The sequence below is a fragment of the Kitasatospora sp. NPDC092286 genome, from assembly GCF_044755565.1.
Taxonomy (GTDB): domain Bacteria; phylum Actinomycetota; class Actinomycetes; order Streptomycetales; family Streptomycetaceae; genus Kitasatospora.
Window position 1 is genome coordinate 130294 of record NZ_JBIVRD010000001.1, and the last position, 20867, is coordinate 151160.

A 20867-nucleotide genomic window follows, 5' to 3' on the forward strand; every position below is an offset into this window, starting at 1 on the left:
CGCTCCTGACACCCGTACGACGACAGGCTCACGTGACTGACCATCAGACGACGACCCGACGGTTCTCCTCGGGCCCGTGGCGACGGCTGCGCTCCCTGCGGGTGCGGCTGATCGCGGTGTTCGCCGCGGTCGCGCTGCTCACCGCCGTCTCGGCCTCCGGCATCGCGTACTGGCTGAACCGTGACGCGGTGCTCAAGCGCGCCCAGGACACCGCGCTCAACGACTTCCGGGTCTCGCTCAGCCGCAACGTCTCCGACCTGCCGCTGAACGCCACCTGCGCGGACCTGACCCAGCTCGCCAACACCGTCGCCAGCTCCGGCCTCAGCTACGACGTGGTCGTCGCCGACCCGGCCCGCCCCGGCTGCGTCGCCTCCTCCTCCCCCGGGCGCTACACGCTCGCCGAGGTCCCGGGCAACCTGCAGGACACCGTAGGCCGCCTGCGCCAGGTCACCGACAGCAACCCGTACGCCTACCACCTCTACTGGCAGCGCCAGAACCTGGACGGCCGGCCGTTCCTGATCGGCGGCACCAAGGTGGTGCCGACCGGCCCGACCGCGTACATGTTCAAGTCGCTGGAGAACGAACGGGCCGATCTCAACACCCTCGGCTGGTCGCTCGCCATCGCCACCCTGCTCGCCCTGATCGGCTCGGCCCTGCTCGCCCAGGCGGCGTCCGCGACCGTGCTGCGGCCGGTCAAGCGGCTCGGCGAGGCGGCCCGGCGGCTCGGTGAGGGCCACCTGGACACCCGGCTGGAGGTCGAGGGCTCGGACGAACTGGCCGATCTGGCCCGGACCTTCAACCGCACCGCCGCGTCCCTGCACGAGCAGGTCGAGGAGCTGAGCGCGCGCGAGGCGCAGAGCCGGCGGTTCGTCGCCGACATGTCGCACGAGCTGCGCACCCCGCTGACGGCGATGACGGCCGTGACGGACATCCTGGAGGACGAGGCCGAGTCGCTGGACCCGATGATCGAACCGGCCGTCCGGCTGGTGGTCAGCGAGACCCGCCGGCTCTCCGACCTGGTGGAGAACCTGATGGAGGTGACCCGCTTCGACGCCGGTACGGCGAAGCTGGTCGCCGACGAGGTCGACATCGCCGACCTGATCATGTCCTGCATCGACGGCCGGGCCTGGTACGACGCGGTCGAACTGGACGCCCCGCGCGGCGTCCTGGCCGTGGTGGACCCGCGCCGGCTGGACGTCGTCTTCGCCAACCTGATCGGCAACGCGCTCAAGCACGGCGGCTCGCCGGTGCGGGTCAAGGTGCGGGAGGCGGACGGCACGGTGGTCGTCGAGGTGTCCGACAGCGGCCCCGGGATCCCGGAGGACGTGCTGCCGCACGTCTTCGACCGCTTCTACAAGGCGGACAAGGGGCGGGCGCGTTCGGAGGGCAGCGGGCTGGGCCTGTCGATCGCGATGGCCAACGCGCAGATCCACGGGGGGGCGATCACGGCGGCCAACGGGGAGGCCGGGGCGGTCTTCACCCTGACGCTGCCGCTGACCCAGCCGCCCACGCCACCGGCCGCCGCCGAGGAGAGTGCCACGTGACCGCCCTGACCTTCCTGACCACCCCGGTCTCCCGGCCGGCCCTCCGCCGCGCCGTGGGCGTGCTCTTCCTGGCCGCCCTCGCCGCCGGCTGCGGCATCCGCCCGACCGCCGTCCCGGTGGACGCGGGCGCCCCCGCCAGCCGTACCGCCTGCCCGACCACGCCGCACATACCGACCGCCCTGGCCACGCCCTCGCCGGCCGGCCCGACGGTGGTACCGCCGCGCACCGCGGCGAAGCCGGGCGTGAGCCCGTCGCCGACGTCCGCGACGGCCTCGCCGGTGCTGCCGCCGTCCGACAACGTGTTCAGCGCGCTGCCCACGCCGTCGGCGCCCACGTCCGCACCCTGCCGGTGATCCGCCCGGCGCGTCCCCGGCCCCGGCCCGGGGGAGCGCCGAGAGGATCACGGTGGACCCGGGAACCGCCGTGCCACCGGGTCACGTCCTTCCCCGCGTGCAGCGAGATGGCACCAGGACACGCGACGAGCGTTCCGGCGTGCGGACCGAGACCGGGCCGGCGGCGGCCGTCCACCGTCCCCTCCAGCTGGCGGGCCTCCTCGGCCTCACCCTCCACCTGACCCTGGTCGGCTGGCTGTTGCTGAGACCCCTGCCGGTGGCCTGGGTCTACGACGCCAACCTGACGCCGCTGGCCTCGCTCCGCTTCTCCTCCGCCGGGCAGGTGCTCGGCGAACTGCTCCTGCTGGCCCCGCTGGGCGTCCTCCTCCCGCTGGCCGGCGGCCGCGTCCGGGCCCGCTGGGTCCCGTCCTTCCTCCGCACCACCGGCGCCTCCGCGCTGCTGGCCACCGCGCTGGAGTTCCTCTCCTCCTGGACCCCGGGGCACGTCCTCGACGTCGACCACATCCTGTTCGCGATCGTCGGCGTCGCCGCCACCCACCTGGCCCTGGTGCCCGCCGCGCGCTCGCTTCTGCTGCGGGCCCGGCACCGGCCCCGCGCGGCCCGGGCGGTCACCCTGCCGGTCCCGGTTCCCACGGCAGTCGTGGCGCCGGCCGTGGCACCGGTGTACGCGGAGTCGGCGCGCCGCCTCGACTGAGGCGGCGCGGCCGAGGCGTCTTCGCCGAGGGCCCTTAAGGCTTGTCTGACAATTCCCGCCGCCGGACCCGGCCGCCGACCTCGACCAGGCCGCCGGGCCGGACCGCCGTGACCAGCTGCGAGCCCCGGCCCTGGGTGATCACCAGGTCCCGGTCGAGACCCGCGGTGAGGAGGAGGGCGGCGGCGCCCGTCGCCTCGTCCTCGTCGATGCCGTCGCCCCGGCCCGGGAAGGCCCGCGCCCGCACCCGGCCCGCCGGTTCGTCCTGCCAGGCCCAGGCGTAGATCCACTCGCCGGGCGGCGGCACCTCCAGGGCGTCCACCTCGGCCGCCGAGGCGTACTGCCGCAGCGTGCGCGGCGGCGCCCACGCGGCGCGGGCCCCGATCCGGGTGAACCCGCCGTCCCGCCGGACGGCCACCACCCCGGCGGGGGTGACCAGCCGGTCCACGCCGAGCAGCCAGGCGGCGCCCACGCAGGGGTGGCCGGCGAACGGGAGGCGGAGCGTGGGCGTGTAGATGTCGATGACGCCACGCTCCGGGTCGTCGACGAACACCGTCTCGCTGAAGCCCAGTTCACGGGCGAACGCCTGCCGGGCGGCCACGTCCGGCACCGCACCGCCGTCCCGGACCACCCCGAGTTCGTTCCCGTGCTCGCCGCCCGGTCCGCAGAACACCCGCAGGACCTCGTACCCGGTCATCCGCTCCACCCCGTCCGGGCCCGCCGCCCGTCGTCGCCTCGGTGCACGGGCGACCGCCGCGACCCCGGCCGGGCCGCCCCGGCACCGCCGACAGTACCTCCGGCCGACGATGCCGGGACCGTCAGCGTCCGGACGGCCGCGCGCCCCGGCGCCGGTGCAGGGTGACGGCAATGGTGCCCAGGCCCAGGACGATCGCGGCGGCGCCACCGATCGCCATCGGCCCGGTGTCGGAACCGCCGCCGGTGGACGCCAGCGTGCTGGTCGGGGCCGGCACCGGAGCCGGCCCCGGGGCCGCCGGCCGGACCGGTTCCTGGCCGGACGCCTGGCCGGACGCCTGACCGGGCGCCTGGCCGGTGGCCTGCGAGACCGGGACGACCCGGGCGGTGGACGGCGACGCCGAGTCCGCCGGACCGCTCGCGGCCGGGCCGGTGGCCCGGGTGGACGGAGCCTCCGGCGACGGCGGGCCCGACGGCGTACCGGCCCCGCCGGGAGCGACGACGGCGAAGCCGGCCGCCGGGCCGGCCGCCCGGATCTCCTTCCCGCCCGGGGTGAGCGGGAGGCTGGAACCCGTGAACAGCACCGATCCGGTACCGACCGGGGCGGCCGCGGTGAAGGACAGCCGGACGTTGACCGTGCGGGCCTCACCGTCGTGCAGGTTGATGATGGTGCTCTCCTTGCTGTCCGCCCGGAGCATCAGCTGCAATTGGCCCGGCTCCTGCTGCGCGTAGCCGGTGGCGGGCAGCCAGACGCCCTCGGGCGTCTGGAAGTCGAGGTGGACCAGCTCGCTGGTGAGCGTGTTCCGCCCCTGGAAGGTGACCTCGGGGTAGAACCGGATGTCCCTGCCGCTGTGGTTGGCGATCGTCAGCCTGAACGGCTTCGCGTCGCCACCGGCGGTGAAGGCGGCGGGCAGCCCGTCGACGCCGAGGTCCGGCAGCGCGGGTGCGGGCGGGGTGGTCGGACCGCCGGCCGGAACGATGGTGAAGTCGCTGCCGAAGGGGCTGGCGGCGTAGAACACCCGCTGCTCCGGGGGCAGGGTGGGATCCAGGACCACGGCCTGGAAGAGGGCCGACGCCCGGCCGCCGTTGGCGTCGGCGGTGACGGCGAGGCGCAGCCGGTAGGTGAGCGAGGCGCCCGCCGGCAGGTGCAGCCGGCCGGCGGACGTGTCGAGCTCCCACGAGGCTCCGGCACCGGCACCGGCGCGGGACGGGGCGCTCTTCCACTGCGTGCTGCCGGGCACCTGGTACTCCAGCCTGAGCTGGGTCTCCTTGATCCCCGAGTTGCCGTCCGCGATGGTGAACCCGGTGTCGGCGGTGACCTCGTGGTCGGCGGAGTTCGTGAGGGTGGCGGTGAACTCGACCGGCGCCGCCCCGGCGGTGACACTGCCGGGGACGCCGGCCAGCCCGATCGTCACCGGCCCGTTCCGGCCCTGGGTGTCCTGGGTGTCCTGAGTGGACTGGCCGGACTGGACGGAGAGCGGGAGTGCGGACGCCCCCGGGGCCGAAGCCAGGACCGTACCGGAGACCAGGGCGGCCGCGGCGGCGAGGACGAGGACTCTGCGGTGCTGAGTGCGCATTGGAACCTCACGGAAGGATGCGGGCCTGGCCCGGCAGAAGGCGGTACACGGGCATGAGGGCCGCTGCGGGCCTTGCCCGTACCGTTCTTTCGCCCCCCAACCCCAGCGATCGCGGCATCATATCCGAACACCTGCACGACCTGCAGAGCATTAGTCCCGCAGCCGATCCACGCCGGCCGCAAAAGTCGCAGCCGCACCAGGCCGGCTGACGCGGCCGCCCGGCCCGTCCGTTCCGCCGGCCGGCGGAACGGACGGGCCACCGGGGCGCGTGGGCCCCGGCACCGTTCAGCGCACGCGGCGGATCCAGAACGCGCAGAAGAGGACCAGCAGGGCGGTGACGGCGAGACAGACGCCGGTCTGGGTCCAGTGCATCGCCCATTCGGCGGCCGGCGGGTGGTAGGTGGCGTAGGCCTGGACGATGGTGTCCTGATGCGCCGAGCACTCGTCGGTCGGGCACACCCCGGTGCCGTCCGGCATCCGCGAGAGCCAGTCGCCGGGCAGCGGGATCCGCTGACCGTCCGAGGTGAGCAGGCCGTTCTCCACGATGTCCGATTCGATCGGCGTACTGGTCGGCAGATGACTGCTGGAGAAGACGAGCTGATGATCGGCCGGCAGCGCGGCCATCCGGATGTCGGCCACCGCCTCGCGCGCCGGCGTCAGGAGGTAGCGGGACGCGTCCACCGCCACCCGCACGACGGCGGTGAGGGCGGCCGTGACGACGATCGAGGCGACCACCCGCCGCACGACCAGGCCGACCGCGGCTCCCAGCGCGACTCCGAGCAGGCTGAACCCGACCACGGAGGGGCCCGAGGTCGCCCGGCTCAGCCAGGTGAACCAGTGGTAGTAGCCGGGCACGGCGAAGCGCCCCTGGATCTGGCCGACCCACCAGGTGGAGACCACGGCGAGCAGGCACGATCCCACCAGGGTCGCGACCAGCGGGACACCCAGGCGAGCCGCCAGCCACCGCTGCCGTGACACGGACTGGGTCCAGGCGAGGCCGTACGTCCCGCTCTCGAACTCCCGTGCCAGCAGGGGCGCCGCGACGAAGAGACCGAGCGCGGGCGGCAGGGCCACCAGGAACCAGCCGGTGATCAGCACCCAGGTCAGCCACCGGGTGTCGAGTTCGATGGCCCGGGAGGTGACCTGCTCGCACTCGGCCGGGAAGTGGACGACGTTGCAGTTCTGGATGTGCTGGGTGTCGACGTAGTCGCCGATCCGCGTACCGAGGAAGAGCAGCCAGGCGCAGACCGCCAGCAGCACGACGCCGCACACGAGGAGCGGGGTGCGCTCCTGGCGGACGCTCAGCCAGACGGTGCCGCGCAGGATCCTCCGCCCGGCGGCCGGCGGCGGCGGGGACAGGGACGGCGGCGGGGATGCCAGGTCGGTCGTACTCATCGCGCACTCACCTCGCGTACTGCGGCCGGGCCGGCGACGGGCCCGGGCACGGATGCGGCCGGGGCGCCGGGCGCCGGGGTACGCAGATAGCCGATCAGGATGTCCTCCAGGCCCGGCCGGCTGACGTCCCACCGGGGGTCCACGGGGCCGGCGGGCTTCAGCAGCGCGGTCGCCTGCCGCCCGGTCCGGCGCAGTTCCACGATGTCGTGCCGGGCCAGGTCGGCCGGCAGACCGTCGCCCTCGTCGACGCCGACGGCGAGACGGTGGCTGTCCAGCAGGTCCTCGACGTCGCCGGTGACCCTGATCCGCCCGCCCTGGAGCACGGTGACGTGATCGCACACCCCGTTCAGTTCGGCGAGGACGTGGGAGGAGATCAGGATGGTGGTGCCGTGCTCGGCCGCCTCGGCCATCAGGATGCCGGTGAGCTCCTGGCGGGCCACGGGATCGACGTCGGCGAGCGGTTCGTCGAGCATCAGCAGGTCCGGCCGCTTGCCCAGGACGAGCGCGAGGGCGACCCTGGTCCGCTGGCCGGCGGTGAGGGTGCCCACCCTGGCGTCCGGTGGGAGGCCCCCGTGACGCACGATCCGCTCCGCGGTCTCCTGGCTCCAGCCCGGGTTGAGCTCCCGGCCCGCCCGCAGCGTCTCGGCGACGGTCAGCCTCGGGTAGAGGGGCTTGTCCTGCCGGAGGTACGCGGTGCGCCGGATGGTCCCGGGCTCGCGCGGGCCGCCGCCGAAGACCGCGACGGAGCCCTCCGTCGGCGCCAGCAGACCTGCGGCGACCGCCATCAGCGTGCTCTTGCCCGCGCCGTTCGGGCCGACCAGGGCGGAGATCCGGCCGGCCGGGAGCCGGAACTCGCAGCCGCGCAGGGCCCAGGATCTGCGGTACTTGAGCCCGAGCCCGACGGTCTCCAGCGCGGGCGACTGCCCGGCCGGTCGGTGGTGCGGGACAGGTTCGGGGTGGTTCACCCGGGCTCCTCGGAGGCCTCGACAGTGGTGGGGTAGGCCCGGTCCAGGGCGGTGTCGACCAGCGCGGTGACGTCTTCGCGTTCCAGACCGGCCGCACGGGCACGTGCAATCCATCCGGCCAGCTCGGCGTGGAGGGCGGAGTCCTCGGCGGCCTGCGGTTTCGCAAGCGTCCGCCGGACGAACGTCCCCACGCCCCGACGGCTGTCGACCAGACCCTCGCGTTCGAGCTCCCGGTAGGCCTTGAGCACCGTGTTGGGGTTGATCGCCGTGGCCGCCACCACCTCTCGGGCGGTGGGCAGTTGGTCGCCCGGGCGCAGCACGCCGAGCCTCAGCGCCCGCTTGGTCTGCTCGATGATCTGCAGGTACGGCGAGAGCCCGCTGCGCCGGTCGATGAGGTATTCAACGATGGCATCCACCATTTCACTAGTTGTCCAGCCGAATCCCACCCCCGGCTGTGACTGCCCATCAAGCCGCCTCCTGGCAGGCAGGATTGATGATAACCACCATTCCACTAGTTATCTAGTGGAATGGTGGTCTGATGATCGGCAACCGGCCGGGCGGGCGCCTGGGTCCGGCTGCCGCCTGGCGAGGCAGGCCGGCACCGCCCTGCCGCCCGTCGTGCCGGCCCCGACCGCGCAGCACGCGACTCCCTCGGTGTGACCCCCGCCACTTCCGCATGGCCCGTGCAGCGAACCGGCCCCGGCCGCCGTCAGGAAGGCAGACACCCACACCGAGGAGACGGACCAGCACATGAGCAGCAGCAACCCGGCGGGCGGCCGAAGGTGAGGCTCGGCCGGCGCTCCGGCGCTCGCGGCACCCCGCCGATCGACTTCGCCGCGTTCGTGCAGCAGCGCTCCGGCGCCCTGTTCCGGACGGCCTACCTCCTGACCGGCAACCGCGAGCTCGCCGAGGACCTGCTCCAGGAGGCCCTGGAGAAGGCCTGCCGGCACTGGAAGCGCGTCGCGGTCGCCGACTCCCCGGAGGCGTACGTCCGTCGGATCGTCGTCAACCTCGCCAACGACCGCTGGCGCAGGCTGAGCCGGGCGGGCGTCCGCACCGAGGCGGTCCCCGAGGACCTCCCCGCCCCGGGCGACGCCTACCGCACGGTCGAACTGCGCGACGAACTCGTCCGGGCCCTGCACGCCCTCCCGATCGGCATGCGCAGCGTCGTCGTCCTCTCCTATCTGCACGACCTGGACGACCGTCAGATCGCCGACGTCCTGAACATCTCGCCCGGCACCGTCCGCTCCCAACTCGCCCGCGGGCTGGCCAGACTCCGCACCGCCGCCCTCCCCGCCCACGAAGGTGCGTGATGACGACCGACCACGACCCCACCCTCGACCCCCATCTCGGAAGGGCCCTCCGCCAGGCCATGAACAGCTACGCCGACTCCGCGCCCGCCCCCGCCTTCGACGCCCCCGCCATCCTCCGCCGCACCCGCCGCCGACGCGGCCTCCTCGCCACCGCGGCCTCGGCGGCGGCCATCGCCGTCGTCGCCACCGGCGCGTTCCTTCTCCAGAGCCCGCCGTCCGGGCCCCGGACGCCGCTCACCCCGGCCGCCCCCATCTCGCCACCGGTCGGTTCGGGCACCCCGTCCCCCTCCCTCGGCTCCGGCACCCCCTCGCCCGTCTCCTCCCCCGGCTACGGAGAGCCCTCGCCAGGGCCCACCCCTTCGCCCGACGCGGCCCGGATCACCGTCCCCGACGTCGTGGGTCGCTCCCAGGCCTCCGCCGAGCAGGCCCTCGCCGCGGCCGGACTCCGGGTCGAGACCCACCTCTTCACCGACTGGAAGGTCCCCGCCGGCAGCGTCATCAACACCCAGCCCGCCGCCGGCGCCCTCCTCCCCCCGGACGCCACCGTCACCGTCTTCGTCTCCAAGGGCAGGCCCTGATCCCGGGAGCGGGACGTCGTCCCGGCGGACTTCCCGCTCCCGACCGTTCCCGACCGAGGCCGGCCCGCTCCCGAACCGCCCGGGGCGGGCCGGCCTCGGTCCGGTCACGCCCGCCCTCCGGGGCGACCCCGAGGGGAACCCCGAGACGCCGCTACGCCTCCTCGACGAGACGCCCCGCGCCCGGATCGGCTTGCGGGGTGAGGCTTCGGCGACCGGCGCGACGGAGCATGGAGATACGCCCACCGGAGAGGCCGGCACCGGGCGCGACACCACGGAGCACGCCATGAGCCGCCTCGCCCGCCCCCGCCACAACCGCGTCATCGCCGGCGTCTGCGCCGGGATCGCCGAGCGCTTCGGCCTGACGCCGTGGACCGTCCGACTGATCTTCCTGGCCTCCTGCCTGCTGCCCGGGCCGCAGTTCCTGATCTACCTGGCGCTCTGGGTGCTCCTCCCCCAGGAGCCGTGAGTCACGAGCCCCGCACCGCAGGGGCACGCCGCGAGCAGCCGACGGGCCGCCCGCACCCGGGGTCTCCGGGGCGGACGGCCCGTCGTGGTGCCGGCGCTGGGTCAGCCGGTCAGGCCCGGCAGCGGGAGGGTCTGGGCCAGCCCGCCGAGCGGGGTCTTGTCGAGGCCCGGGATGCTGGGCACGGCGGCGCGGTCGGTGACGCCGGAGAGCGGGGCGGCGGCCGGCAGGGCCTGGCCGGCGGTCGGGGCGAGGGTCCCGAGGGTGCCGGCGACCTTGTCGGCGCCCGGCAGCTTGGCGGCGGTGTCGACGACGGCGCCGGTCACCGCGGGGTTGGTCACCGCCCCGGTGGGGAGCCCGAGGCCACCGGCGGCGACGGAGTCGGCGGACGCGCTGCCGGCGCCGACCGCAGCGATGGCGATACCGAGCACGGCGGTGCCGGCGGCCTTGAGAGCCTGCTTCATGAGTTCGTCCTTGGGTCCTCGTCGGTGGCCGACGTCCGGGCACAGCGGCTCACCGCCGCCACAACCTGTCAGCAGTGACTGGCACACCGTAGTGACTGGACCGGACCAGGACCAAAGGGAGTTAACCCGCCGGAGTGGATAGTCAGATGAACGCCAACACCCTTGCCGCAGTGCGGCGTTCATCCGGCCACCCGTCGGCGGCGCTCAGGCGCCGACGCTGAACAGCCACTCCGCCTTGAGCTCGGCGTAGCCCGGCTTGATCACGTCGCTGATCATCGCCAGCCGCTCGTCGAACGGCAGGAACGCCGACTTCATCGCGTTCACCGTGAACCACTCCAGGTCGCCCAGCGTGTAGCCGAACGCCTCCACCAGGTGCCCGAACTCACGGCTCATGCTGGTGCCGCTCATCAGCCGGTTGTCGGTATTGACGGTGACCCGGAACTTCAGCCGGCTGAGCAGCCCGATCGGGTGCTCGGCGTACGAAGCCGCCGCCGCCGTCTGGAGGTTGGAGGTCGGGCACATCTCCAGCGGGATCCGCTTGTCGCGCACGTACGCGGCCAGCCGGCCGAGCTCGACGCGGCCGTCCTCGTGCACGGTGATGTCGTCGACGATCCGCACGCCGTGGCCGAGCCGGTCGGCGCCGCAGCACTGCAGGGCCTCCCAGATCGACGGCAGGCCGAAGGCCTCGCCCGCGTGGATGGTGAAGTGGTTGTTCTCGCCCTTGAGGTAGTCGAAGGCGGCCTGGTGGCGGGTCGGCGGGTGGCCGGCCTCGGCACCGGCGATGTCGAAGCCGACCACACCCTGGTCGCGGTAGCGGTTGGCCAGCTCGGCGATCTCGGTGGAGCGGGCGGCGTGGCGCATCGCGGTCAGCAGGGTGCCGACCCGGATGCGGTGGCCGGCCGCGCGGGCGCTGGCCTCGCCGAGCCGGAAGCCCTCGTTGACGGCCTGGACGACCTCGTCCAGGGTCAGGCCGGCCTCCAGGTGCTGCTCGGGGGCGTAGCGGACCTCGGCGTAGACGACGCCGTCCGCGGCGAGGTCCTCGGCGCAGTCGGCGGCCACCTTGATCAGCGCCTCGCGGGTCTGCATCACGGCGCAGGTGTGCGCGAAGGTCTCCAGGTAGCGGACCAGCGAACCGGAGTCGGCGGCCTCGCGGAACCAGACGCCGAGTTCGGCCGGGTCGGTGGTCGGGAGCCCGTCGTAGCCGCAGGCGGCGGCCAGCTCGACGATGGTCTCCGGGCGCAGCCCGCCGTCGAGGTGGTCGTGCAGGAGCACCTTCGGGGCGCGGGCGATCTGGTCGGGGGTGGGGATCCGGGGGCCAGTGCCCGCGGTGGTGACAGGGATCTGCTTCTCCATTGCGGGAGTGTAGCCCCTACGCGCGTAGACCGACTACCGCCCACACGTCCGAATCGGCCAATGCGCACCGGGAATTCCACCGAAGGGGCGAGCCCCGGCACGTCGTGGACACCCCCGGTTCAGTCGTGCTGCAACAGCCTCCCCCGCCGCGACAGCACGAAGTCCCGGAACGCCGCCACCGGCGGGGTGAGCGGCCGGCCCGCCGCCCAGGCCAGACCGATCGCCCGCCGGGTGCGCGGCGCCGTCACCTCCAGCTCCACCACCCCGGGCCGGGGCACCAGCGCGGGCGGCAGCAGCGCCACCCCGAGCCCGGCCGCGACCAGCCCGCGGAGCGTCTCCGCCTCCTCCCCCTCGAACGCGATCCGCGGCACGAACCCGGCCTCCGCGCAGAACCCGTCCGTGATCGCGCGCAGTCCGTACCCGCGCTCCAGCCCGACGAACGGCTCCTCGGCCACCTCGGCCAGCCGGATCCGGCGCCGCCCGGCCAGCCGGTGGTCGGCCGGGACGACCAGGTGCAGCCGCTGCTCGTCCAGCGGGCGGGTGACCAGCGCCGGGTCGTCCGGCAGCGGCGCGACCAGACAGAGGTCCAGCTCCCCGGCCCGCAGCCGCTCCAGCATCGCGCCGACGTAGTCCTGCACCAGCTGGAACCGCACCTGCGGGTGGGCCGCCCGGAACCCGCGCAGCAGCGCCGGCACCGCGTCCGTCCCCATGGTGTGCAGAAAGCCGAACGCCACCCGCCCTGCCGCCGGGTCCGCCTCGGCGCGGGCCGCCTCGGCGCCGCGCTCGACCTCCGCCAGCGCCCGCTCCACCGAGGCCAGCAGCAACCGCCCGGCCCTGGTCAGCCGGACGGTGCGGCCCTGACGGGCCAGCAGGTCGACGCCCAGCTCCTCCTCCAGCCGGGCCACCGCCCGCGACAGCGTCGGCTGCGGCATCCCCAGCAGCGCGGCCGCCTGCGTGACGTGCTCCAACCGGGCCACCGCCGCGAACTGGGCCAGCCGGGGCGCCAGTTGGACGGCCGGCAGCTCCGGCCCCAGCTCGGCGAGCCGGTGCGGCGGCTCGCCGCCCTCCGTACGGTCCGTGCTGTCCGTCACTCTTCCTCCACTCCGACCGCCGCCACCTCGGCTCATACCTGAACGCATTGATTATCGGCGGTTCATGCATTGGACGCATCAACGGCACAGGCCTAGGTTCGACGGTATGCAGCCCTCCGATACCGGGGCATCCGTGGCCACGCCGGATGCCCTCACCACGCCGTCCCCCGCCACCGCGGCCGACGACCGCCACCGCCCCGGCCAGCGCGCCTTCCGCCGCGCCAACCTCGCCCTGTTCGCCGCCGGGGTCGCGACCTTCGTCCTGCTCTACTCCACCCAGGGCCTGCTGCCGGTCCTCTCGGCCGACCTCGACATCACGCCCGGCCAGGCGAGCTGGACGGCCTCCGCCGCCACCCTCGGCCTCGCCCTCGCCCTGCTGCCGGCCAGCGCGCTGTCCGACCGGTACGGGCGCACCGCCGTGATGACGGCCTCCACCCTCGCCGCCTCCGCACTGGCGCTGGCCCTGCCGTTCGCGCCGGACCTCACCACCCTGGTCGCGCTGCGGGTCCTCCAGGGCGCCGCGCTCGCCGGGCTGCCGGCCACCGCGATGGCGTACCTCGCGGAGGAGGTCCACCCCAGCGTGCTGGCCTCCGCGATGGGTCTGTACGTGGCCGGCAACAGCATCGGCGGCATGGGCGGCCGGCTGCTCTCCGGCTGGACGGCCGCCGGCTTCGGCTGGCGCTGGGGCCTGGCCGCCTCCGCCGCCCTCGCGCTGCTGGCCGCACTGGCCTTCCGGCTGCTGATCCCCGCCGCCCGGCACTTCACCCCGGCCCCGGTGGACGCCCGCGCGCTGGCCCGCACCGTCGGACGGCACCTGCGCAACCCGCTGCTGGTGCGGCTGTACGCGCTCGGGCTGCTGTTCATGGCCGTCTTCGGCGCGGTCTACAACACCGTCGGCTACCGGCTGATCTCCGCGCCGTTCCAGCTGCCGGAGTCGGTGGCCGCGTCGATCTTCGTGGTCTACCTGGTCGGCACCGGCACCTCGGCCGCCGCCGGCCGGCTCTCCGGCCGGCTCGGCCGGCGCGGTGCGCTGTACGTGTCGATCGGCGTGACCGCCGCCGGGCTGCTGCTCTCGCTGGCCGGCTCGCTGCTCTGCGCCCTGCTCGGCCTGGTCCTGATCACCGCCGGCTTCTTCGCGGGCCATGCGACCGCCTCCTCCGCCGTCGGCCGCACCGCCACCGAGGGCCGCGCCCAGGCCTCCGCGCTCTACCTGATCGCCTACTACCTGGGCAACAGCGTCGGCGGCACGATCGGCGCCGACGCCTACCACTCCACCGGCTGGCCCGGCGCCGCCACCGTCGGTCTCACCGCGATGGCCCTCGCCGCCGCCGTCACCCTCTACGCCACCCGCCAGGCGCACACCGCCCGCCGCGCGCCCGACGGGCTGCCGGGAAGACTTTCCGCCCGGTAGACATTCGGTATGGCCGGTCTCAAGCGCCGCCGTCGCCCCCACCTGGTGTCCACTCCCGTCCGGAAGAGGGGGGTCGTCACCATCCCGCAGGAGACAAGGGAGCAACTCGATCTCCAAAAGAGTGACCAGTTGGTCGTCACGGTGGAGGGCGGCCGGATCGTTCTGACCCCGGCCTCGGTCGTCCCGGACGACCAGGCGTGGTTCTGGAGCCCCGGCCGGCAGGCCGGGGAGCAGGAGGCCGACGGGGCCGTCGCCCGGGGCGAACGCGGCGAGGTCTTCCAGGACGGCGAGGAGTTCCTCCGGTCCCTGGCGGACGAGGCCGGGCTGGACCTGGAGGAGATCGAGCGCCGGGTCGGCACCCACGACATCTTCAACCGGCCGTGACAGTCGCTCGCGGCGGGCACACCCCGGCGGATACCTGACGCAAGGTGTCAGGTATCCGCCGTAGTTTCCTCTCGTCCCGCCCGAACGACCAGAGGAACCCGCCATGGCCACCTTCGTTCTCATCCCCGGCGCGCTGCACGGCGGTTGGTGGTACCGGCCGCTGACCGAGGGGCTGCGGGCGGCCGGGCACGAGGTGTACCCGGTCACGCTGAGCGGGGTCGCCGAGCGCGGCCCGCTGAACGGCGGGGGCGTCAATCTGGACACCCACAGCGGGGAGGTGCTCGGGCTGCTGGAGGCGGAGCGGATCACCGACGCGGTCCTGGTCGCGCACAGCTACGGCGGCATGGTCGCCTCGGCGGTCGCCGACCGGGCGCCGGAACGGATCACCGCGCTGGTGTACGCGGACGCCTTCGTACCGCGCGACGGCGAGTCGGCGTACGGCATCGTCGACGACGTCTGGAAGGAACGGTACCTGCGCGGCACCGCGGCCGGCGGCGACGGGTACACCATGGTCGGCCTGCACCCCGGACTGGACCCGCGGGCCACCGCGCACCCGCTGGCGACACTGCTCCAGCCGGTGCGGCTGACCGGTGCCGGGGAGGGCGTGGCCCGCCGGACGTACATCCACGCCGAGCGCTTCGAGGACACCCCGTTCCTGCCGACGTACGAACGTCTGCGCAAGGACCCCGCCTGGGCGGTGCACACCCTGCCGGTCGGCCACGACCTCGTCCGCGAGGCCCCCGAGGAGTTCCTGGGGATCGTCCTCGCCGCGGCCGGCTGAGTCCGGGCCGCCCGGAACGCGCGCCGCGCCCGTACCACGGGGGTACGGGCGCGGCGCGGCAGCGGGCCGGGTCAGGCGATGCGGTCCAGCACGATCGGGTTCGGGGTGAAGGCCGTCCCCGCCGGGGCGACCTCGATGCCGCCGGCCAGCGCCTCGATCGCGTAGTCGTAGCGCTCGGGGGTGTCGGTGTGCAGGGTCAGCAGCGGCCGGCCGGCCACCACCGTGTCGCCGGGCTTGGCGTGCAGCTCCACACCGGCGCCCGCCTGGACCGGGTCCTCCTTGCGGGCCCGGCCGGCGCCGAGGCGCCAGGCGCAGACGCCCACCGCGTAGGCGTCCAGCGCGGTGAGCACACCGGAGGCGGGGGCCGGGATGACGTGCTGCTCGCGGGCGACCGGCAGCGGGGCGTCGACGTCGCCGCCCTGGGCGGTGATCATGCGGCGCCAGTGGTCCATCGCGGAGCCGTCGCGCAGCGCGTCGGCCGGGTCCTTGCCGTGCACGCCGGCCGCGGCCAGCATCTCGCGGGCCAGGGCGAGGGTCAGCTCGACGACGTCCGCCGGGCCGCCGCCGGCCAGCACCTCCAGCGACTCGCGGACCTCCAGCGCGTTGCCCGCGGTGAGGCCGAGCGGGGTGGACATGTCGGTGAGCAGGGCGACGGTGTTGACCCCGGCCGCGGTGCCCAGGCCGACCATGGTGCGGGCCAGCTCCCGGGCGTCCGCCAGGTTCTTCATGAAGGCGCCGGAGCCGACCTTGACGTCCAGCACCAGGGCGCCGGTGCCCTCGGCGATCTTCTTCGACATGATCGAGGAGGCGATCAGCGGGATCGCCTCGACCGTGCCGGTCACGTCGCGCAGCGCGTACAGCTTCTTGTCGGCGGGGGCCAGGCCGTCGCCGGCCGCGCAGATCACCGCGCCGGTCGAGCCCAGCACGTCGAGCATCTCCTCGTTGGAGAGCAGGGCGCGCCAGCCGGGGATGGACTCCAGCTTGTCGAGGGTGCCGCCGGTGTGGCCCAGGCCGCGGCCGGAGAGCTGCGGGACGGCGGCGCCGCAGGCGGCGACCAGCGGGGCGAGCGGCAGGGTGATCTTGTCGCCGACGCCACCGGTGGAGTGCTTGTCGCTGGTGGGCAGCGGCAGCGAGGAGAAGTCCATCCGCACCCCGGAGCGGATCATCGCGTCGGTCCAGCGGCTGATCTCGTGCGGGTTCATGCCGTTCAGCAGGATCGCCATGGCCAGGGCGGACATCTGCTCGTCGGCGACCTCGCCGCGGGTGTAGGCGTCGATGACCCAGTCGATCTGAGCGTCGCTCAGCTCTCCGCGATCGCGCTTGGTCCTGATGACGGAGATGGCGTCCATGGCTGCTCCAAGAGGGGTTTCGAAAGCCAAGAGGGGTGTCGGAAAAGCGAAGAGTGTCGCGAGCCGGCCCGGTCACGGCCCACTCGCGACACTCTACGCGCGTAACAAATAGCGGGGCTAGAGCCGCTCCGGCCCGAACGCGTCGGGCAGGACCTCACTCATCGGCTTCACGCCGGACGGCAGGTCGATCAGCAGCTCCGGCCCGCCGTGCTCGTACAGCAGCTGGCGGCAGCGCCCGCACGGCATCAGCAGCCGCCCGGCGCCGTCCACACAGGTGAACGCGGTCAGCCGGCCGCCGCCGGTGGCGTGCAGGGTGGAGACCAGTCCGCACTCGGCGCAGAGCGCGAGCCCGTACGAGGCGTTCTCGACGTTGCAGCCGGTGACCAGCCGCCCGTCGTCCACCAGGGCGGCCGCGCCGACCGGGAAGCGGCTGTACGGGGCGTACGCGTGCGTCATCGCCTCACGCGCGGCCTCGCGCAGCAGCTCCCAGTCGACCGCGGGCGCCGTCACTTGCCCTGGCCCTTGCGGTAGATCTGGCCGTCGGCCTTCGGCGGCCGCAGCCGCTGCGAGGCCAGCGAGAGCACCACCAGGGTGATCACGTACGGCGTGGCCACGATCAGCGGGCGCTGCACCTCGTCGGTGGTGGCGTACCAGGCGGCCAGGCCGCCGGCGACCACGAAGGTGATCAGCGCGGCCGGGAACTTGCGGCGGTACAGGTGCCAGAGGGCCAGCAGGGCCATCGCGATGGAGACCGTCAGGATCAGCACGTGCACCGACTCCGGGTCACGCAGCTGGAGGCTGTCGGTGAAGCCGAACAGGCCGGCGCCGATGGCGAGGCCGCCCGGCATCCAGTTGCCGAAGATCATCGCCGCGAGGCCGATGAAGCCCCGGCCGAGGGTCTGGCCGTCCTTGTAGAAGTGCGCCGCGACCAGCGAGAGGTACGCACCGCCGAGGCCGGCGAAGGCGCCGGAGGCGATGACCGCGAGGTACTTGTACTTGTAGACGTTGACACCCAGCGACTCGGCCGCGGTCGGGTTCTCGCCGCAGGAGCGCAGGCGCAGGCCGAACACGGTGCGCCAGAGCGCGAAGTAGCTGACCACGATCAGCGCGCCGGCCAGCAGCACGACCACCGAGATGTTGGTGACCAGACCGCCGAGCACGCCCGCGGCGTCCGAGACCAGGAACCAGTGGTTGCTCTCGATGTCCTTCAGCCAGGAGGAGAGGCCGGGGATGGTGATGTACGGCAGCGGATCGGCCGGCGGGGACTGGTTCGCACCGGCGCCGACGGAGATGTAGTCCTTGTAGTAGATCCGGTTGACGTACGCGCAGATGCCGGGGATCAGCAGGTTGATACCGACACCGGAGACGATGTGGTCGACGCCGAAGGTCACCGTGACGACCGCGTGCAGCAGACCGCCGAGCGCGCCGCCGAGCGCGCCGGCCACCAGGCCGAACCACGGGTTGACCAGGTAGCCGCCCCAGGCACCGCAGAAGGTGCCGGCGACCATCATGCCTTCCAGGCCGATGTTGACGACGCCGGCCCGCTCGGACCAGAGACCGCCCAGACCGGCCATGCCGATCGGCACGGCCGCGCTCAGCGCGGCGGTGACCTGCCCGGAGGAGGTCAGCGAGTGGTTGCCGGTGGCCAGGCCCACGGCGGAGAAGAGCACCAGGGCGCCTGCGATCAGCAGCAGCACCACCGGCCAGGACAGCTTGCGCTTCTTTGCGGGAGCGCCCGGCGCCTTCGCACGGGCGGCGGTGGCCGTACTCATGCCGACACCTCCTTCTTCACGTTGGCCGCGGCCAGGGCGGCGAGCTCGGCGCCGACCTTCTGCTGCTGGCGCTTGAGTCCGTAGCGGCGCACCAGCTCGTACGCGACGACGACGCAGATGACGATGGTGCCCTTCATGACATCGACGATCTCGAACGGGAAGCTGCCGTTCTTCGGCAGCGGCAGCTGCGAGCCGGTGGAGTCGAGGAAGGCGAACAGCAGCGCCGCGAAGGCCATGCCGAGCGGGCTGTTCCGGCCGAGCAGGGCGACCGAGATGCCGAGGAAGCCCAGGCCGGGCTGGAAGCTCTGGCCGAAGTAGTACGAGTTCTGCAGCAGCTCGGGCATCCCGATCAGACCGGCGATCGCACCGGAGACCGCCATCGAGGTGACGACCATGCGCTTGACGTTCACCCCGGACGCGGTGGCGGCGGACTCGGAGCGGCCGGTGGCGCGCAGGTCGAAGCCGAAGCGGGTGCGGGTCAGGGTGAACTGGAAGACCACGCCGACCAGGGCGGCGATGAAGATGAAGCCCCAGAGCGGGCCGCCGGCCGTGTCGAACGCGAAGAAGTGGCTGGACTGCGAGAGCGGGTCGGTCTGGATCGAGTTGCTGGTGGTGCCCTTCTCCGGCGCGAAGATTCCGGGGACGAGCAGCAGACCGACGATCGCGATCGCGATGGCGTTCAGCATGATGGTCGAGATGACCTCGCTGACGCCGCGGTAGACCTTCAGCAGGCCGGCGATGCTGGCGTAGAGACCGCCGACCAGCATCGCGGTGATCAGCAGCAGCGGGATCTGGATGAACGACGGCAGGTCGAGCCGGCTGCCGACGAAGGCCGCGAACAGCGCCGCGACCTTGTACTGGCCCTCGACGCCGATGTTGAAGAGGTTCATCCGGAAGCCGAAGGCGGCGGCCGCGGCGGCCAGGTAGTAGGTGGTGGACCGGTTGAGGATCGCCACCTGGCCGTCCGACTTGGTGCCGTACGTGATCATCACGTTCCAGGCGTCGAACGGGTTCTTGCCCGAGGTCGCCAGCAGCACCGAGCAGATCGCCACGGAGAGGACGACGGCGAGCACCGGCGCCGCGAGGGCGAGCACGATCCGCTCGCCGTTGAACCGCTGGGCCAGGGTGCTCTTGGCCGCGGGGTTGGGACTGGTCATGGTGGTTACTCCCCCGCCTGCGGGTCGTCGGCGGTGTCGGTGGGGGCGGCGTCCTCGGCCTCGGTGCCCTCGGCGGCGATGGCCCGCTCCTCGGCGACGGCCTCCGCGTCGGACTCGAGGTGGCCGCGGGCCGCACCGGTCATCGCGGTGCCGAGGTCCTCCGCGGTGACGGTGGCCGGGTCGGCGTCGGCGACCAGACGGCCGCGGTAGATGACCCGGATGGTGTCGGAGAGACCGATCAGCTCGTCCAGGTCGGCGGAGATCAGCAGCACCGCGAGGCCGGCCCGCTGGGCCGTCCGGATGTGCTCCCAGATCTGCGCCTGCGCGCCGACGTCCACACCCCGGGTGGGGTGCGAGGCGATCAGCAGCTTGGGCTGGTGGCTCATCTCGCGGCCGATGATCAGCTTCTGCTGGTTGCCGCCGGAGAGCGAGGCCGCGGTGACCTCGATGCCGGGGGTGCGGACGTCGTACTGCTCGACGATCCGCTGGGTGTCCTTGCGGGCCGCGGCCGGGTCCAGCAGCAGGCCCTTGGAGTTGGGGGGCTCCGTGACGTGGCCGAGGATCCGGTTCTCCCAGAGCGGGGCCTCCAGCAGCAGGCCGTGCCGGTGGCGGTCCTCGGGGATGTAGCCGATGCCGGCCTCGCGGCGGGCCCGGGTGAGCGAGCCGGAGAGGTCCTGGCCGTCCAGGGTGACGGCCCCGGCGTCCAGCGGGAGCATGCCCATGATGGCCTCGACCAGTTCGGCCTGGCCGTTGCCCTCGACCCCGGCGATGCCGAGGATCTCGCCCTTGTGGATGCGCAGCGAGATGTCGTCGAGCACGACGCGCTCGATGCCCTCGGCGTCGGTCTTGGCGATCCGCAGGCCGCGGACGTCCAGCATCTCGGTCGTGGTGACGGTGGACTCGCGGCTCTCCGGGGAGGGCAGCTCGGCGCCGACCATCATCTCGGCGAGCTGACGGGCGCTGACGTTCCGCGGGTCGGCGTCGCCGACGGTGGTGCCGCGCCGGATCACGCTGATCGCGTCGGCCACCGACAGCACCTCGTGCAGCTTGTGCGAGATGAAGATGACGGTGACGCCCTCGGCCTTGAGCTCGCGCAGGTTGTCGAAGAGCGCGTCGACCTCCTGCGGGACGAGGACGGCGGTGGGCTCGTCGAGGATCAGGATCTTGGCGCCGCGGTAGAGCACCTTGAGGATCTCGACCCGCTGGCGGTCGGCCACGCCGAGGTCCTCGACCAGCGCCTCCGGGCGCACGCCCAGGCCGTACTGGTCGGAGATCTCCTTGATCTTCGCCTTCGCCCTGGCGCCGATGCCGTGGAGCTTCTCGCCGCCGAGAACGACGTTCTCCCAGACGGTGAGGTTGTCGGCGAGCATGAAGTGCTGGTGCACCATGCCGATGCCGCGCGCGATGGCGTCGCCCGGGGTGTTGAACTCGCACTGCTCGCCGTTGATCGCGATGGTGCCCTCGTCCGGCTTCTGCATGCCGTAGAGGATCTTCATCAGCGTCGACTTGCCGGCGCCGTTCTCGCCCATGAGG

General features: G+C 73.4%; 22 protein-coding genes. 9 read left to right on the plus strand and 13 right to left on the minus strand.

Annotated features, from left to right (window positions below; all coding sequences use genetic code 11):
* Nucleotides 1-32 precede the first annotated feature (32 nt).
* The 3 genes from ACIQIB_RS00650 to ACIQIB_RS00660 all read left to right on the plus strand — a co-directional run bounded on the left by ACIQIB_RS00650 (nt 33) and on the right by ACIQIB_RS00660 (nt 2591).
* On the plus strand, nt 33-1544 hold the full coding sequence (locus ACIQIB_RS00650) for an ATP-binding protein (RefSeq protein ID WP_400756113.1): 1512 nt from the start codon (nt 33-35) through the stop codon (nt 1542-1544).
* A complete protein-coding gene (locus ACIQIB_RS00655; protein WP_363605638.1) occupies nt 1541-1897 on the plus strand; it encodes a hypothetical protein in 357 nt (118 codons plus the stop codon). The genes ACIQIB_RS00650 and ACIQIB_RS00655 overlap by 4 nt, the downstream gene beginning before the upstream one ends.
* A gap of 139 nt (nt 1898-2036) precedes the next feature.
* Nucleotides 2037-2591 (plus strand): VanZ family protein, encoded by a 555-nt coding sequence (locus ACIQIB_RS00660; protein WP_400756115.1) that lies wholly within the window; start codon nt 2037-2039, stop codon nt 2589-2591.
* A 34-nt stretch (nt 2592-2625) separates the two neighbouring features.
* On the opposite strand, the gene ACIQIB_RS00665 is transcribed toward ACIQIB_RS00660, so the two are convergent.
* The 5 genes from ACIQIB_RS00665 to ACIQIB_RS00685 all read right to left on the minus strand — a co-directional run bounded on the left by ACIQIB_RS00665 (nt 2626) and on the right by ACIQIB_RS00685 (nt 7637).
* Nucleotides 2626-3285, minus strand: a complete 660-nt coding sequence (locus ACIQIB_RS00665) for a PhzF family phenazine biosynthesis protein (protein WP_400756116.1) — start codon at nt 3283-3285, stop codon at nt 2626-2628.
* Nucleotides 3286-3406: 121 nt separating this feature from the next.
* Entirely contained in the window at nt 3407-4858 is a 1452-nt protein-coding gene (locus ACIQIB_RS00670) for a hypothetical protein (RefSeq protein ID WP_400756118.1), read from the minus strand.
* 285 nt (nt 4859-5143) lie between these two features.
* Nucleotides 5144-6253, minus strand: a complete 1110-nt coding sequence (locus ACIQIB_RS00675; protein WP_400756119.1) for a hypothetical protein — start codon at nt 6251-6253, stop codon at nt 5144-5146.
* Nucleotides 6250-7218 (minus strand): ABC transporter ATP-binding protein, encoded by a 969-nt coding sequence (locus tag ACIQIB_RS00680; RefSeq protein WP_400756120.1) that lies wholly within the window; start codon nt 7216-7218, stop codon nt 6250-6252. The genes ACIQIB_RS00675 and ACIQIB_RS00680 overlap by 4 nt, the downstream gene beginning before the upstream one ends.
* Nucleotides 7215-7637 (minus strand): GntR family transcriptional regulator, encoded by a 423-nt coding sequence (locus ACIQIB_RS00685; protein WP_363605631.1) that lies wholly within the window; start codon nt 7635-7637, stop codon nt 7215-7217. The genes ACIQIB_RS00680 and ACIQIB_RS00685 overlap by 4 nt, the downstream gene beginning before the upstream one ends.
* Before the next feature lie 405 nt (nt 7638-8042).
* Here ACIQIB_RS00685 and ACIQIB_RS00690 point away from each other — a divergent pair, with 405 nt between their 5' ends.
* The 3 genes from ACIQIB_RS00690 (at nt 8043) to ACIQIB_RS00700 (ending at nt 9575) form a co-directional block, all read left to right on the plus strand.
* Nucleotides 8043-8531 carry a SigE family RNA polymerase sigma factor gene (locus ACIQIB_RS00690; protein ID WP_400653314.1) on the plus strand — a complete coding sequence of 163 codons (489 nt, stop codon included), beginning with the start codon at nt 8043-8045 and terminating at the stop codon, nt 8529-8531.
* Nucleotides 8531-9109, plus strand: coding sequence for a PASTA domain-containing protein (locus ACIQIB_RS00695; protein ID WP_400756122.1), 579 nt, complete (start codon nt 8531-8533; stop codon nt 9107-9109). Before ACIQIB_RS00690 ends, ACIQIB_RS00695 begins: the two co-directional genes overlap by 1 nt.
* Nucleotides 9110-9392: 283 nt before the next feature.
* On the plus strand, nt 9393-9575 hold the full coding sequence (locus ACIQIB_RS00700) for a PspC domain-containing protein (protein WP_363605627.1): 183 nt from the start codon (nt 9393-9395) through the stop codon (nt 9573-9575).
* Nucleotides 9576-9676: 101 nt separating this feature from the next.
* On the opposite strand, the gene ACIQIB_RS00705 is transcribed toward ACIQIB_RS00700, so the two are convergent.
* The 3 genes from ACIQIB_RS00705 to ACIQIB_RS00715 form a co-directional block, all read right to left on the minus strand.
* Entirely contained in the window at nt 9677-10036 is a 360-nt protein-coding gene (locus ACIQIB_RS00705) for an ATP-binding protein (RefSeq protein WP_363605625.1), read from the minus strand.
* A gap of 204 nt (nt 10037-10240) precedes the next feature.
* Nucleotides 10241-11389 (minus strand): adenosine deaminase, encoded by a 1149-nt coding sequence (locus tag ACIQIB_RS00710; RefSeq protein WP_363605624.1) that lies wholly within the window; start codon nt 11387-11389, stop codon nt 10241-10243.
* 119 nt (nt 11390-11508) lie between these two features.
* Complete coding sequence (locus tag ACIQIB_RS00715) at nt 11509-12528, minus strand: LysR family transcriptional regulator (RefSeq protein WP_400653161.1); 1020 nt, start codon at nt 12526-12528, stop codon at nt 11509-11511.
* A 58-nt stretch (nt 12529-12586) separates the two neighbouring features.
* On the opposite strand from ACIQIB_RS00715, the gene ACIQIB_RS00720 reads away from it, so the two are divergent.
* From ACIQIB_RS00720 to ACIQIB_RS00730, 3 genes are all read left to right on the plus strand, one after another.
* Complete coding sequence (locus ACIQIB_RS00720) at nt 12587-13891, plus strand: MFS transporter (protein ID WP_400756123.1); 1305 nt, start codon at nt 12587-12589, stop codon at nt 13889-13891.
* 9 nt (nt 13892-13900) lie between these two features.
* Nucleotides 13901-14275: an AbrB/MazE/SpoVT family DNA-binding domain-containing protein gene (locus ACIQIB_RS00725; RefSeq protein WP_363605622.1), complete on the plus strand. Its 375-nt coding sequence runs from the start codon at nt 13901-13903 to the stop codon at nt 14273-14275.
* Nucleotides 14276-14378: 103 nt separating this feature from the next.
* On the plus strand, nt 14379-15056 hold the full coding sequence (locus tag ACIQIB_RS00730; protein ID WP_400756125.1) for an alpha/beta fold hydrolase: 678 nt from the start codon (nt 14379-14381) through the stop codon (nt 15054-15056).
* 71 nt (nt 15057-15127) lie between these two features.
* Here the strand turns inward: ACIQIB_RS00730 and ACIQIB_RS00735 are convergent, their stop codons facing one another.
* From ACIQIB_RS00735 to ACIQIB_RS00755, 5 genes are all read right to left on the minus strand, one after another.
* Nucleotides 15128-16405 (minus strand): thymidine phosphorylase, encoded by a 1278-nt coding sequence (locus ACIQIB_RS00735; RefSeq protein ID WP_363605620.1) that lies wholly within the window; start codon nt 16403-16405, stop codon nt 15128-15130.
* A 117-nt stretch (nt 16406-16522) separates the two neighbouring features.
* Complete coding sequence (locus ACIQIB_RS00740) at nt 16523-16915, minus strand: cytidine deaminase (RefSeq protein WP_363605619.1); 393 nt, start codon at nt 16913-16915, stop codon at nt 16523-16525.
* Complete coding sequence (locus ACIQIB_RS00745) at nt 16912-18177, minus strand: ABC transporter permease (RefSeq protein WP_363605618.1); 1266 nt, start codon at nt 18175-18177, stop codon at nt 16912-16914. Before ACIQIB_RS00745 ends, ACIQIB_RS00740 begins: the two co-directional genes overlap by 4 nt.
* Nucleotides 18174-19334 (minus strand): ABC transporter permease, encoded by a 1161-nt coding sequence (locus ACIQIB_RS00750; RefSeq protein ID WP_400653154.1) that lies wholly within the window; start codon nt 19332-19334, stop codon nt 18174-18176. Before ACIQIB_RS00750 ends, ACIQIB_RS00745 begins: the two co-directional genes overlap by 4 nt.
* 5 nt (nt 19335-19339) lie before the next feature.
* Nucleotides 19340-20863 (minus strand): ABC transporter ATP-binding protein, encoded by a 1524-nt coding sequence (locus ACIQIB_RS00755; RefSeq protein ID WP_400653312.1) that lies wholly within the window; start codon nt 20861-20863, stop codon nt 19340-19342.
* Between the last annotated feature and the right edge of the window lie 4 nt (nt 20864-20867).

What these genes read in the sequence shown, in the direction of transcription:
- ACIQIB_RS00730 (WP_400756125.1), top strand. Translation starts at nt 14,379, where the DNA reads ATGGCCACCTTCGTTCTCATCCCCGGCGCGCTGCACGGCGGTTGGTGG.
- ACIQIB_RS00700 (WP_363605627.1), top strand. Translation starts at nt 9,393, where the DNA reads ATGAGCCGCCTCGCCCGCCCCCGCCACAACCGCGTCATCGCCGGCGTC.
- ACIQIB_RS00705 (WP_363605625.1), bottom strand. Translation starts at nt 10,036, where the DNA reads ATGAAGCAGGCTCTCAAGGCCGCCGGCACCGCCGTGCTCGGTATCGCC.
- ACIQIB_RS00750 (WP_400653154.1), bottom strand. Translation starts at nt 19,334, where the DNA reads ATGACCAGTCCCAACCCCGCGGCCAAGAGCACCCTGGCCCAGCGGTTC.
- ACIQIB_RS00715 (WP_400653161.1), bottom strand. Translation starts at nt 12,528, where the DNA reads ATGCGTTCAGGTATGAGCCGAGGTGGCGGCGGTCGGAGTGGAGGAAGA.
- ACIQIB_RS00675 (WP_400756119.1), bottom strand. Translation starts at nt 6,253, where the DNA reads ATGAGTACGACCGACCTGGCATCCCCGCCGCCGTCCCTGTCCCCGCCG.
- ACIQIB_RS00755 (WP_400653312.1), bottom strand. Translation starts at nt 20,863, where the DNA reads ATGGGCGAGAACGGCGCCGGCAAGTCGACGCTGATGAAGATCCTCTAC.
- ACIQIB_RS00720 (WP_400756123.1), top strand. Translation starts at nt 12,587, where the DNA reads ATGCAGCCCTCCGATACCGGGGCATCCGTGGCCACGCCGGATGCCCTC.
- ACIQIB_RS00735 (WP_363605620.1), bottom strand. Translation starts at nt 16,405, where the DNA reads ATGGACGCCATCTCCGTCATCAGGACCAAGCGCGATCGCGGAGAGCTG.
- ACIQIB_RS00710 (WP_363605624.1), bottom strand. Translation starts at nt 11,389, where the DNA reads ATGGAGAAGCAGATCCCTGTCACCACCGCGGGCACTGGCCCCCGGATC.
- ACIQIB_RS00670 (WP_400756118.1), bottom strand. Translation starts at nt 4,858, where the DNA reads ATGCGCACTCAGCACCGCAGAGTCCTCGTCCTCGCCGCCGCGGCCGCC.
- ACIQIB_RS00665 (WP_400756116.1), bottom strand. Translation starts at nt 3,285, where the DNA reads ATGACCGGGTACGAGGTCCTGCGGGTGTTCTGCGGACCGGGCGGCGAG.
- ACIQIB_RS00745 (WP_363605618.1), bottom strand. Translation starts at nt 18,177, where the DNA reads ATGAGTACGGCCACCGCCGCCCGTGCGAAGGCGCCGGGCGCTCCCGCA.
- ACIQIB_RS00685 (WP_363605631.1), bottom strand. Translation starts at nt 7,637, where the DNA reads ATGGTGGATGCCATCGTTGAATACCTCATCGACCGGCGCAGCGGGCTC.
- ACIQIB_RS00695 (WP_400756122.1), top strand. Translation starts at nt 8,531, where the DNA reads ATGACGACCGACCACGACCCCACCCTCGACCCCCATCTCGGAAGGGCC.
- ACIQIB_RS00725 (WP_363605622.1), top strand. Translation starts at nt 13,901, where the DNA reads ATGGCCGGTCTCAAGCGCCGCCGTCGCCCCCACCTGGTGTCCACTCCC.